The organism is Parasphingorhabdus sp. (assembly GCF_049667325.1).
Lineage (GTDB): Bacteria > Pseudomonadota > Alphaproteobacteria > Sphingomonadales > Sphingomonadaceae > Parasphingorhabdus.
On the sequence record NZ_JBATHY010000158.1, the window covers coordinates 1 to 11,294 of the forward strand.

The following is an 11,294-nucleotide window of genomic DNA, read 5'->3' on the forward strand; positions in this document are numbered from 1 at the left end:
CGCAAGCTGCCCGACATGGTGAAGGAAAATATCGGCGACGACACCGCGGTAATGGTGATGATGGAGAATCCCAGCATGATCAAACGCCCGGTTCTGGAACATGGTGAAGAGCTGGTCGTCGGTTTCAAGGCATCGGATTATGAAGCGGCAGGACTGGCAGCGCGCAACAGCTGATCGTTGCTTGCCAGCACAAAAATCAGCCAGTTTGTTGCGGGAGAATCGCCCCGATTGCCGTATCGCCAGTCACCGACATCGAATATATTCCCAGCCTTTGATTCCGGACGTTTCGTCCGGAAATGACCGGATGCCGCTAACAATCGGCATCGGCGCAGTCAGGTTCAGGCGAAAGGCGATATGATGATGGTGCAAGCAAAATGGAATGGCGCGGTAATTGCGGAAAGCGACGATACGGTGGTGATCGAGGGCAATCATTATTTCCCGCGCGACGCGGTCTGGTCGAAATATCTGTTGCACAGCGACACGACCAGCCATTGCCCCTGGAAGGGCGATGCGTCTTATCACAGTCTGATCGTCGACGGTGAAACCAACGAAGATGCGGCGTGGTATTATCCCGCGCCGAAGGAAGCGGCCGCCGAGATAGCGGGACGGATGGCGTTCTGGAAAGGCGTAGAAGTCGGCTAGTGATGGTTGTGACCAGCGATCTGACGGCAGAAATTCGCGCATTTTTCGGGGCTGGCGTGGATGCGCTGTTCAACGACAATCCCGGCAGAGCTATCGGCGCGTTCAGGCGCTAACAGCAATGCTGGCCTTATCTTTCAACGTCGTTTATCAGTCGATTCATGTCTACAACATTCAAACTCGATACCTCCACCAGCCGCGCCAATCCGAGGCCGCAGCCGATGCGACGGTTGTCTGTTCCCAAAATCCAGGGGCGCAAGGTCGATCGCGTGACGGCGGAGCCGGTGGTCATGCTGACCGCTTATACCGCGCGGTCTGCGCAATTGCTCGATGCGCATTGCGACATGCTGCTGGTCGGCGATTCGCTGGCGCAAGTGATTTACGGGCTTGATTCCACGATCCCGGTCACGCTCGAGATGATGTGTAACCACGGCGCAGCGGTGGTCCGGGGCAGCTATCACAGCGTTGTCGTCGTCGACATGCCGTTCGGTTCCTACGAAGGATCGCCGGAACAGGCTTTTGAGAGCGCTTCCTATATTCTCAAAGAAACCGGCGCTGCGGCGGTAAAGCTCGAAGGCGGTGAGGTGATGGCCGAAACCGTCGCTTTTCTTGTCCAGCGCGGCATACCGGTGATCGGCCATGTCGGCCTGACACCTCAGGCGATCAACGTGCTGGGGGGCTATGCCGCCCGCGGGCGCAGCGACGCGGAAGCGAAGAAAATCGTCGGCGATGCGGTAGCGCTGGACAAGGCTGGAGCCTTTGCGATCGTACTGGAAGGCGTGCTGGAGCCGATTGCGATCGAAGCGACCAAGGCGGTGGATGCGATAACAATCGGCATCGGCGCATCGGCGCAATGCGATGGTCAGGTGCTGGTCACCGAAGACATGCTTGGCATGTTCGACCGCACCGCGCGTTTTGTAAAACGCTATCACAATATTGCCGAGCAAATTGATCAGGCCGCAGAGCAATATGCCGGAGAGGTCAGGGAGCGCAGCTTTCCGGGCCCCGACCAGCTCTATCAACCGAAAAAATAGCGAAAATTTTCACTTTCACTCTATCCTCCGTTCAGCCTGTGGAAATGGTCAATAGACTTTTACATTTGCTATTGCGGACGCTAAAGGACAGCCGATTGCCAAGCGCGCTCGTCTGAACAGCGAACGCGGTACGTGAAACAGATTTGAGGAAGCCACATTGGCCAAAGACAAAGACAAAGCACCAGAAGAGCAGCCGGATCGCCAGGAACAGGTGTTCTTGCGCGAAGTCGATGAAGCGGTGCGCGAGGACCAGCTGAAAAGTTTTGCTGCCCGTTACGGATTGGTGATTGTCGCGGCGATCGTCATTGGTCTGGGTTCGCTGGCTGGCTGGATCTTCTGGCAGAACAGCCAGAACGAGGACTCCGGTCTCCGCAGCGAGGAATATGTTGCTGCGATAGACAGCGTCCGCCAGAATAATCTCGACGGCGCGGCGACCGCGCTTGAATCTCTGATGGAAGCCGATCAGGACGGCTATCGGGCAGCCGCGCAATTGCTGCAAGCCAATATAGCCCTGGAAAAAAACGATCCCGAAAAGGCGATTGCGGGCTACGCCAAGGTCGCTGCGGATACCAGTCTGCCGAAACCGTTTCGCGATCTGGCGTTGATCCGCCAGACTGCCACAGAATTTGACACATTAAAGCCCCAGACGGTGGTTGACCGGTTGAAGTCGCTTGCCGTTCCCGGCAACCCCTGGTTCGGCAGCGCGGGTGAAATGGTTGCGCTATCCTATCTGAACATGAAAAAATCCGATCTCGCGGGGCCGCTTTTTGCGCAGCTTGCGAAAGACGACTCTGTCCCGGCCACGATCCGGTCGCGTGCTCTGCAAATGGCGGGTGTCGAAGGCATAGACGCAGTGGAACTGGACGATGATGAAGTAAAAGCGACACCGCTGAATGCGGGCGCGGCTAAGGGAGAAGCTAAGGAATGATTTCCGGTAAGAAACTGATCGCCAGCCTGCTGGCCCTGTCTTTGCTCTCTGGCTGCGGCATATTGGGCGGCGGCGATGGCGAGGACAAGAAAAACACCCCGACGCTCGGCAAACGCACGCCGATATTGAGCGGTGAAAGCGGCGCGGAAGTCGATCCGGCATTGGCCTCCATCGCGGTGATCCTGCCAGCCCCGGTGGCCAATAGCGAATGGGCACAATCGGGCGGCAATCCGAGCAAATCAATCGGCCATGTCGCGCTAGAAGGTAATCTCGGACGAGTCTGGACCGCCAATATCAGCGGCACCACAAAACGGCAGCGGCTGGCGGCCGCGCCGGTGGTATCCGGCGGACGGCTTTTTGTCATCGATACCGAAGCCATGGTGCATGCCTTTGACGCGGCATCGGGAGCGAAAATCTGGACCACCCGGATCGAGGTCAAGGGAGACGGAGAATCGTCGCGATTTGGCGGCGGAGCAAGCGTATTCAACGATATCGTCTATGCAACCAATGGCGTCGGCGATGTTGTTGCGCTGAACGTGGCAGACGGCAGCCAGATTTGGAAAGTGCGTCCGGCTGGCCCGTTGCGCGGGTCGCCGACGATTTCCAACGGCAATGTCTATGTGATGACCCAGGATAACCAGATCTATGCGCTTAACCTGGTGGATGGATCTGTGCAGTGGAACGAGGCGGGTACGCTTGGTCTGGCCGGGATTTTCGGTGTGGCAGCTCCTGCGGCGGGGCAAGGTACGATTGTCGCTGGCTATTCCTCGGGCGAGTTGACCGCCTATCGTTATGAAAATGGTCGCAATCTCTGGAATGATGCGCTGGCGCGGACCAGTATTACGACTTCGGTGGCAACATTGTCCGATATTGACGCCGATCCGGTGATTGATCGCGGCCGTGTTTTTGCACTTGGCCAGGGCGGACGCATGGCGGCTTACGAACTGGTCACCGGCCAGCGGATCTGGGAATTGAATATTGCCGGAATCGCTACTCCGGTCGTGGCGGGTGAATGGGTGTTCGTGCTGACCGATGACGCGAAGCTGTTGTGTATCGCCCGACCGAGTGGCAAAGTTCGCTGGATGAGCCAGCTTGCCGCTTTCAAGAATGAAGAGAAAAAGAAAAATCCGATTAACTGGACCGGTCCGATATTGGCGGGTAATCGCTTGATCGTTGCCAGCACGCAAGGCGATGTCGTGTCGATTTCGCCCGGCGACGGTACGAGCCAGACCCTGTTCGAACTGGACGATGGCGTTTCGCTACCGCCGATTGTTGCGGGCGGCATGCTCTATATTCTCGACGACAGCGGACGGATTTCCGCGTTCCGCTGAGGATCTAAATCAAAAGGACGGGACTGGCGCAATGCTGCCCAATATTGCAATTATAGGTCGACCGAATGTCGGCAAATCCACGCTGTTCAACCGTCTGGTCGGCAAGAAGCTGGCGCTGGTCGACGACACGCCCGGTGTCACGCGTGACCGGCGGGAAGGCGCCGCCAATCTGCTGGGCCTCGAGTTCAACATCGTCGACACTGCCGGTTATGAGGACGAGGATGCCAAGAGTCTGCCGGGACGGATGCGCAAGCAGACGGAAATGGCGGTTGCAGGCGCGGAACTGGCGATATTCGTGATTGACGGTCGTGCCGGTCTTACCCCGCTTGACGAAGAAATCGCACGCTGGCTCAGAAGTGCCAAAACACCGGTCGTGTTACTGGTCAACAAGGCCGAGGGCAAGGCGGCAGAATCCGGTATATTGGAGAGCTATTCGCTCGGTTTTGGCGATCCCATTCCGTTCAGCGCAGAGCACGGAGATGGCATGGCCGACCTGTTTCAGGCGATTCAGCCCTATGTCGAGAATTTCAAGGCCGCAGCATCCGAAGAACCCACCGATGAATCGGCGCCGCTGAAACTGGCCATTGTCGGCCGTCCCAACGCGGGCAAGTCGACGCTGATCAACAAGATGCTCAATGAAGACCGGCTGATTACCGGTCCCGAAGCGGGCATAACGCGGGACAGTATCACGGTTGAATGGGTCTGGCATGATGATGCGCTGACCGAGGAGGAGAAGCTCGATGGTATCGAGCCTGATCGCCGGGTCCGGCTGATCGACACCGCTGGTATGCGCAAGCGCGCCAAGGTGAATGACAAGCTGGAAAAGCTGGCGGTTGCCGATGCCCGCCATGCAGTGGATTTCGCCGAAGTTGTGGTGCTCCTGCTCGACGCGACCAAAGGTCTGGAAGCGCAGGATCTGCGGATTGCCGACCACGCGATCCAGGAAGGCCGCTGCGTCGTTATTGCGATCAACAAATGGGACGTCGCCGAAGGACCCAGCAAGCTGTTCAACGGAATTCGCGCGGCTCTGGATGACGGGCTGGCGCAGGTGCGTGATGTGCCGCTGATTCCCGTATCTGCCTTTACCGGCAAGGGTATCGACCAGTTGATGAAAGCGGCCTTCCAGGCCCGCCGGATATGGTCGCAGCGGGTTTCGACCGGCAAGCTCAACCGGTGGTTCGAAGATGCGATTTCCGAAAATCCGCCACCAGCACCGGGCGGGAAGCGGATAAAATTGCGTTATATCACTCAGGCCAAGACGCGGCCGCCTTCGTTCGTGATCTTCGGCACGCGCGTCGATGATCTGCCCGAAAGCTACCGACGCTATCTGATCAACGGAATCCGCCGCGAGTTAGGCTTTGGGGGTGTCCCGGTGCGCCTGATTATTCGCGCTCCCAAAAATCCCTATCACGAAAAAGAATGATTTTCCCGTAACATAGAGAAATCGAGGACTAATTCGGATTTTTGTTTACTTGTCCCGGTAACCAAGTTTTTACCGCTTTGGTCGTAGGCTTTCCTGCAATCGCCCATTCTCACTTATTTTTACCGGGAGCATTTGGTGTCGCCATTGGAAAGCGAATTGATTGACTGGACGGTCTGCACCGAAACCAGTCTGGCGCTAGGGCCAAATTTCGTCCGGATACTCGGCTATTTCCGTGAAGATGGCACCCAGTCCGTTCGCAAGATCGAAGAGGCCATGCGCGCGAAAGATCCCGTAGCGATGGTCAACGCCGCGCATAATCTCAAGGGAGAGTCGCTCCAATTTGGCGCCCGGAGACTAAGCGCTACTGCGGAAATGATCGAATTGACTGCTCGCTCCTGCGTCGAGCATCACGATACGCCGGACGAAGTGCTCGAATTGGTAGCCGGCTTGCGTCCGATGTTCGAAGAAACCCTGGCGATTCTGGAGAAGGATTCCAGCCCGCTGGTCGAGCGCCAGCGCCAGCCGCACAAATATGGCGGACTGTTCGGCTGAGATGGTCGCTATCGGCTACTCGACCGCTTTAGACTGCAGCTGGATATAATTCTCGATCCCCATCCGCTCGATCAGGTCAAACTGCTGCTCGAGTGAATCGACATGGTCTTCTTCACTTTCAAGGATTTCGGCGAACAGGTCACGGCTGACATAGTCGCGCACGCTCTCGCAATGCTCGATAGCGTCCTTGAGCATCGGCAAGGCTTCATATTCCAGTTCCAGATCAGCCTTGAGGATCTCCTCGACTGTTTCGCCAATTTTCAGGCGTCCGAGCAACTGGAAATTGGGCAGTCCGTCGAGGAAGAAAATCCGCTCGGCCAATTTGTCCGCATGCTTCATTTCGTCAATTGATTCCTGGCGTTCAAATTCAGCCAGTTTTGCCACACCCCAATTGTCGAGCATGCGATAGTGCAACCAATATTGGTTGATTGCGGTGAGTTCGTTTTTCAGAGCTTCGTTGAGAAACTCGATGACTTTTGTATCGCCCTTCATGGCAGCGTCCTTCCCGGTATTCAGCAAATGGATTGCCTGATCCTATACAGTATTGCGCCTTCAAGCGAAAGGGCCGCTTCTTTAGAAAATATAATTATTTCAATGATTTGCTAACGAGAATGCTAAGCGGTCGCAATTTCGGACCTGATAATCGTCTGGGCAAAGGAGAGGCATTGCCCGCATTTGGGCTTGCGGCCGAGTTGCGCATAGACCTGCGATGGCCTGTCCGCACCGCTGCGCACCGCGGCTCTCAGGTCTTTTTCCTTTATCGCATTGCAAACACAAACAACCATATCGGCTCCTCACTGCGACTCGTATATCGCTAATGAGAATAGATCGCAATAGCAAAAAGGAATATTTTCAGGTTTTATCGATCTGCATCGGTTGGGCCTGCCCCTTGGCCAGGCTCCGCCACAGCCATTCCAGCGGTCCGTAGCGAAAGCGCATCAGCCAGGGTTGTGACCAGAGCAACATCAGCGCCCATGCGCCGAGGACAAACAGATATAGTTCTGCCCGGCCGACCGATCCATAATAGCCCAGGCCCCAGCCATAAAATATGAAGGTCATGAGCAGGCTGGTGCCCAGATAATTGGAAAAGGCGGCGCGTCCTGCAGCGGCGACACGATGAATCAACCGGCTGGTTGCAAATTTTTGGATGAACAGGACGAGCAGCGCCAAATAGCCGATGGTCATCAAAAGCCGCGACGGCATCGACCATGCCATGACCGCGTTCAGTGTCAGCAGCGGTTCAAAATTCTGACTGAGTATCAATATACCAATCGGGATCAGGATTGCCAATCCGATCAACAGCGATATGGTCGCTACCCGCCGGTACCGGCTTGCCTCCCAGCTACCGGTCAGAAAGCCATTTTTGTAAAGCGCCATGCCAAACATCATGAACGGCAAGGTCTCCAGAAAATTTTGTACAATCACGCCCAATGGCGCAAACCATTGCTCGGCAACCCGATAGCGTACCAGCTCAGCATAGCCGGTAAGATAGCGTGATACTTCCTCTGTGATTTCACCGGCCGACGGCGCGATTCCGATCATCGCGTCTTGATATTGCTTGTCCGGATCCGATCCAGCGCCTGCTGCCTCTGCGGCATGTTGCAGATAGATCAAGCTGCCCATGAAGCCTGAGTAGATCACAAATCCGAGCAAATAGAGGATGATCGCCGAACGTATCAGCTTCTCGGCTGGCCACAAGCGCAAGAAATAGGCAGCGCAACCTATGGCCGCGTAGAGGAACAGAATATCGCCCCACCAGAGGAAGAAAAAATGCGCAAGGCCAAATAATGCCAGCCAGAACATGCGGGAAAAGTGGGTTTTGGCCGGACTTTCCCCTTTTGCCTCGGACCGTTCGCAAATCAGGATCAGGCTGGCGCCAAAAAGAAACGTAAACAGCCCGCGCATCTTCCCGTCGACCAATAGAAAGGAAGCAAACCAGGCGATAATATCGGGAGTGTCGGTGCCGCCATAAACAGCTGGATTAATATAGGCCATTTCGGGCATCGAAAAGCCGATGATATTCATCAGCAAAATGCCCATCACCGCAAAACCGCGCAGCGCGTCCATTTCCAGATAGCGTTGAGACGCGCCCATTCCAAATACTCCCGCTGTATTATTCACATACTACAGCCATGAGGAAATAGCGTCCAGCGGTTTTTTGACTGTCGCGTGGACCGGAATCGTCGCGTCTGCGGTCGGTTTCCCTACCACCAGCACCATCATCGGCTTCTCGTGGCTCGGGCGCTCGCACAGCTGGTTCAGAAACTTCATCGGATTGGGCGTGTGGGTAAGGGTAGCGAGGCCCGCATCATGCAGCGCGGTAATCAGCATTCCCGTGGCGATGCCGACGCTTTCGTTGACATAATAATTCTGTTTCATCTCGCCGGGATTCATACCGCCTTTGCGCTGGCCAAAGATGACGATCAGATAGGGCGCGGTTTCGAGAAACGGCTTGTCGGAATCGGTGCCCAGCGGCGCGAGCGCCTCCAGCCATTCTGCGCTGCCCTTGCTCTCGTAGAAAGCCCGTTCTTCATCCTCGGCAGCAGCGCGCAATGCCTTTTTCTTTTCCAGCGTCTCGATCACCGCGAAATGCCAGGGTTGGTGGTTGGCACCATTGGGGGCGGTGCCAGCGGCCAGAATCGCATTTTCGATCACCGCACGGGGTATGGCTTCATCGGTAAAATAGCGGCAGGTACGGCGGCTCTTCATCGCGTCGTAAAAAGCCTGTGATCGCGCGATGCGTTCGGCGTCGGAATAGTCCGGCAGTTCGGTATAGGGCAGAGTCTCATGCGGCTTCAAACTTCTGTCTCCTCAGGTCAATGTGGGTCAACCGCCTGTGCCGAACCTGTTTCAGTCAGGGCCCAAGAAACCTTTTATTAGGTCAAAATGGGTAGAGCGGCTGGATAGCGCAGCATCAGTGCGCAGGAAAGTCAAAACCATATTGACACCAATGTTAGTAAGAAATATAGATAGCGCATGAAAATCAAACATGACTTTCCCGCATCAAGCGATTCGGAAACACCGTTCATCCATCCCGAACGCCCGGCAGCGCGTTTTCGCCCGCTCAAGGCGCTCCATCATTTTCGCGAGCTGATCAAAGACAAGGAAGACACAGAACAGGTGTTTCATATCTTTGAATCCTTACCGCGTCCCGGATTCCGCAAGGATGCAAGAGCCTTTGTCGAAAGCGACAAGGGCAAGGCGCTTCTGGTCAGCGAACCCAATCTGTCCGGTCTGCTCGACGATCACGAGCGTCTCCGCCGGATGCCCGAAGGCAGCCTGGCCCACGCCTATTGCGATTTCATGGAAAAAGAAGGTCTCAGCGCTGCCGGACTGATCGCCGAATATGACCGGTTCAGTCCGCAAAAATATGGTGACCTGGTCGAATGGTATGGTTTCCGCCAACGCGACACCCATGATTTGCTCCACATCCTGACCGGCTATGGCCGCGACGCGCTAGGTGAGGCCTGCGTGCTGGCATTTACCTATGGCCAAAACCCGGCTCTGGCCAATGTGTTCATTGCCTATGCCGCCGGTTTGAATATGAAGAAGCAGGTAAAGAGCAAGGCGCCGATATTCAAGGCGATCCGCGAAGCCCAGAAAATGGGCAAGGCCTGTCCCCGGATCAACGAAGAATCGATCACCGATCTGCTCGCCCAGCCGCTGGATGCATTGCGCGAGCGGCTGCATATCAAGGCACCGCATTTCTATCACGAGGCCCATGCGCGGTTCCGCGCACAGGAAATAGATCCCTATAATATGCTGGCGCAACCGGCCTAAAGATACGAAACAGGGTGGACCGCACTCGATGCGGAGCTTCTTCAGGCGTTCCGCTTGGTAGCGCGGAAGTCCGCATCAAATGCGGAGCACGGCTATCGTAACTCCCGGCGGATCACCAGCTTCAGACCGGACCAGACCGTATCGACGGCGCAGACCTTGATATCGACAAAGCCCATTGGCAGCGCCACGGTGCGGATCGTGTCTTCGGTGATGTCTGTTTCGACGCCGGAAGCCTTTTTTGGCCAGCTCACCCAGACCTGACCGGCGGGGTCAATATTTTCGCGCAGGATGGCGAGATGCTTTTCCATCACAGCGCGCCGGTCAACGAATATATGGGCTGCATTCAGCCCGGGCGTGGGAAGTTTCTCTTCCGACAGCTTTATATCACACTCCCAGATTTCCGCCCGAACACTGTCCGGCATATCCGGAAACCAGACGCGCATGCCGTCCTTTAGCGAAAGCTTCTTGGCGAGCGGGGTACCCGAATAGCTTGCGGTCATGATCTTTCTCCTGCCATTTTTTCTGTAACGCCTGACGGGCGGATTGGTTACAAAGTCTGCAGGACACAATCACCGCCATCGACCGCGAGATGCCAGAGCAGGCCCAGACCGAACGCGCGCCATTTCCAGGACGGGATTGCCAGCATGGCGGCGTAGGCGAGTGCGGCCCATGCCGTGTGCAGCGGGTGAAAGCCGATACTGCAGCGGCCCGGATCGAAAATCGGGACAGCGAGCAGGTGGTCGAGGTCTATGACAATGGTCGCGGCCATGATCAGCCCCGCCTTCCACCAGTGCTCCCGCCAGAAGATCCGGCCGATGGCGAAGGGAACGAGGAAATGGCCGCCGTAATGGAGAGTGAATTGTAGGATGTCGGGCATGTCTGATCCTCCCTGCGCCGATGTCAGGACGGTTTCAATAGCCTGGTGAAATAGATTGCGTTCCGGTCAAATGATCATTCCATGCGGCATCGCCCCTCCGTCACGCCTCCGGTGCGCCACCTCCCCATTGCTTCGCAACAGGGAGGAAATATCATAAATGTCGCTATCTGGAAGCTCTTGAAACGGAGGAATTTCCTCCCTGTGCCACAGGCATGGGGAGGTGGCATCGCGGAGCGATGACGGAGGGGCCTAGCGCAAACTCTGAATATATCGCGATATGCGATCAGCAATATCTACCGGGTCATGCAAGACTTCTCGCGCGGATATCCGGATGGTCTCGACGCCTCGGACAGACAAATCCCTTTCCCTCCGTTCATCTCGCTCCGGGCGATCGCCCATATCCTGAGCCATCCCGTCGACTTCGATCGCGAGCTTGGCCGATGCGCAATAGAAATCGACGATATAGGGCCCAATTGGATGCTGGCGGCGGAACTTGATGCCGAGCGGTTTCTTGCGCAAGAGCTGCCAAAGCATGACTTCCGGTTTGCTCATCGTCTTGCGCAACTGCCTCGCCTTCAGGACCGCTTTTCTGGTTGTTCGCGCCAATCGCCCCTCCGTCACGCCTTCGGCGCGCCACCTCTCCATTGCTTCGCAACAGGGAGGAAAGATGTATCATAAAATATTATATAGCGGGACAGTCAGGCCAGAACTGTCAAAACCAACCTTTCCA

15 protein-coding genes are annotated in these 11,294 nt (G+C 56.1%); 8 read left to right on the forward strand and 7 right to left on the reverse strand.

The genetic code is table 11. The features are described from left to right. Window positions 1-15 precede the first annotated feature (15 nt). The 7 genes from WBM93_RS07160 (at window position 16) to WBM93_RS07190 (ending at window position 5,907) form a co-directional block, all read left to right on the forward strand. A complete protein-coding gene (locus WBM93_RS07160; protein ID WP_424430166.1) occupies window positions 16-174 on the forward strand; it encodes an ArsC/Spx/MgsR family protein in 159 nt (52 codons plus the stop codon). 186 nt (window positions 175-360) lie between these two features. Further along, entirely contained in the window at window positions 361-642 is a 282-nt protein-coding gene (locus tag WBM93_RS07165; protein ID WP_424430168.1) for a DUF427 domain-containing protein, read from the forward strand. A 158-nt stretch (window positions 643-800) separates the two neighbouring features. Next, window positions 801-1,673, forward strand: a complete 873-nt coding sequence (gene panB, locus WBM93_RS07170; protein WP_424430132.1) for a 3-methyl-2-oxobutanoate hydroxymethyltransferase — start codon at window positions 801-803, stop codon at window positions 1,671-1,673. Between the two features lie 157 nt (window positions 1,674-1,830). Further along, window positions 1,831-2,601, forward strand: coding sequence for a tetratricopeptide repeat protein (locus WBM93_RS07175; protein WP_424430135.1), 771 nt, complete (start codon window positions 1,831-1,833; stop codon window positions 2,599-2,601). Next, complete coding sequence (locus WBM93_RS07180; protein WP_424430137.1) at window positions 2,598-3,932, forward strand: PQQ-binding-like beta-propeller repeat protein; 1,335 nt, start codon at window positions 2,598-2,600, stop codon at window positions 3,930-3,932. Before WBM93_RS07175 ends, WBM93_RS07180 begins: the two co-directional genes overlap by 4 nt. 31 nt (window positions 3,933-3,963) lie before the next feature. Then, complete coding sequence (gene der / locus WBM93_RS07185; protein ID WP_424430140.1) at window positions 3,964-5,355, forward strand: ribosome biogenesis GTPase Der; 1,392 nt, start codon at window positions 3,964-3,966, stop codon at window positions 5,353-5,355. 135 nt (window positions 5,356-5,490) lie between these two features. Then, the gene (locus tag WBM93_RS07190) at window positions 5,491-5,907 is read left to right on the forward strand and encodes an Hpt domain-containing protein (protein ID WP_424430143.1); all 417 of its coding nucleotides are present in this window, start codon (window positions 5,491-5,493) and stop codon (window positions 5,905-5,907) included. A 15-nt stretch (window positions 5,908-5,922) separates the two neighbouring features. On the opposite strand, the gene bfr is transcribed toward WBM93_RS07190, so the two are convergent. The 4 genes from bfr to WBM93_RS07210 all read right to left on the reverse strand — a co-directional run bounded on the left by bfr (window position 5,923) and on the right by WBM93_RS07210 (window position 8,706). Further along, entirely contained in the window at window positions 5,923-6,399 is a 477-nt protein-coding gene (gene bfr, locus WBM93_RS07195; RefSeq protein ID WP_424430171.1) for a bacterioferritin, read from the reverse strand. A gap of 122 nt (window positions 6,400-6,521) precedes the next feature. Then, the gene (locus WBM93_RS07200) at window positions 6,522-6,692 is read right to left on the reverse strand and encodes a (2Fe-2S)-binding protein (protein ID WP_424430146.1); all 171 of its coding nucleotides are present in this window, start codon (window positions 6,690-6,692) and stop codon (window positions 6,522-6,524) included. 67 nt (window positions 6,693-6,759) lie between these two features. Beyond that, entirely contained in the window at window positions 6,760-8,001 is a 1,242-nt protein-coding gene (locus tag WBM93_RS07205) for a DUF418 domain-containing protein (RefSeq protein WP_424430149.1), read from the reverse strand. Between the two features lie 30 nt (window positions 8,002-8,031). Then, window positions 8,032-8,706, reverse strand: coding sequence for a nitroreductase family protein (locus WBM93_RS07210; RefSeq protein WP_424430152.1), 675 nt, complete (start codon window positions 8,704-8,706; stop codon window positions 8,032-8,034). A gap of 177 nt (window positions 8,707-8,883) precedes the next feature. On the opposite strand from WBM93_RS07210, the gene WBM93_RS07215 reads away from it, so the two are divergent. Then, complete coding sequence (locus WBM93_RS07215; RefSeq protein WP_424430154.1) at window positions 8,884-9,687, forward strand: Coq4 family protein; 804 nt, start codon at window positions 8,884-8,886, stop codon at window positions 9,685-9,687. Between the two features lie 92 nt (window positions 9,688-9,779). Here WBM93_RS07215 and WBM93_RS07220 read toward each other — a convergent pair whose 3' ends face one another. The 3 genes from WBM93_RS07220 to WBM93_RS07230 form a co-directional block, all read right to left on the reverse strand. Continuing rightward, window positions 9,780-10,187, reverse strand: coding sequence for a hypothetical protein (locus tag WBM93_RS07220; RefSeq protein WP_424430157.1), 408 nt, complete (start codon window positions 10,185-10,187; stop codon window positions 9,780-9,782). A 47-nt stretch (window positions 10,188-10,234) separates the two neighbouring features. Then, window positions 10,235-10,564 carry a DUF6122 family protein gene (locus WBM93_RS07225; RefSeq protein WP_424430160.1) on the reverse strand — a complete coding sequence of 110 codons (330 nt, stop codon included), beginning with the start codon at window positions 10,562-10,564 and terminating at the stop codon, window positions 10,235-10,237. 249 nt (window positions 10,565-10,813) lie between these two features. Beyond that, a complete protein-coding gene (locus WBM93_RS07230) occupies window positions 10,814-11,209 on the reverse strand; it encodes an endonuclease domain-containing protein (RefSeq protein ID WP_424430163.1) in 396 nt (131 codons plus the stop codon). Window positions 11,210-11,294 lie beyond the last annotated feature (85 nt).

Excerpts from the sequence above, each read along its gene's own strand:
- bfr (WP_424430171.1), bottom strand. The coding sequence starts at position 6,399 with ATGAAGGGCGATACAAAAGTCATCGAGTTTCTCAACGAAGCTCTGAAA.
- WBM93_RS07205 (WP_424430149.1), bottom strand. The coding sequence starts at position 8,001 with ATGGGCGCGTCTCAACGCTATCTGGAAATGGACGCGCTGCGCGGTTTT.
- WBM93_RS07200 (WP_424430146.1), bottom strand. The coding sequence starts at position 6,692 with ATGGTTGTTTGTGTTTGCAATGCGATAAAGGAAAAAGACCTGAGAGCC.
- WBM93_RS07215 (WP_424430154.1), top strand. The coding sequence starts at position 8,884 with ATGAAAATCAAACATGACTTTCCCGCATCAAGCGATTCGGAAACACCG.
- WBM93_RS07230 (WP_424430163.1), bottom strand. The coding sequence starts at position 11,209 with ATGGAGAGGTGGCGCGCCGAAGGCGTGACGGAGGGGCGATTGGCGCGA.
- WBM93_RS07220 (WP_424430157.1), bottom strand. The coding sequence starts at position 10,187 with ATGACCGCAAGCTATTCGGGTACCCCGCTCGCCAAGAAGCTTTCGCTA.
- panB (WP_424430132.1), top strand. The coding sequence starts at position 801 with ATGTCTACAACATTCAAACTCGATACCTCCACCAGCCGCGCCAATCCG.
- WBM93_RS07225 (WP_424430160.1), bottom strand. The coding sequence starts at position 10,564 with ATGCCCGACATCCTACAATTCACTCTCCATTACGGCGGCCATTTCCTC.
- WBM93_RS07160 (WP_424430166.1), top strand. The coding sequence starts at position 16 with ATGGTGAAGGAAAATATCGGCGACGACACCGCGGTAATGGTGATGATG.
- WBM93_RS07165 (WP_424430168.1), top strand. The coding sequence starts at position 361 with ATGGTGCAAGCAAAATGGAATGGCGCGGTAATTGCGGAAAGCGACGAT.
- der (WP_424430140.1), top strand. The coding sequence starts at position 3,964 with ATGCTGCCCAATATTGCAATTATAGGTCGACCGAATGTCGGCAAATCC.
- WBM93_RS07180 (WP_424430137.1), top strand. The coding sequence starts at position 2,598 with ATGATTTCCGGTAAGAAACTGATCGCCAGCCTGCTGGCCCTGTCTTTG.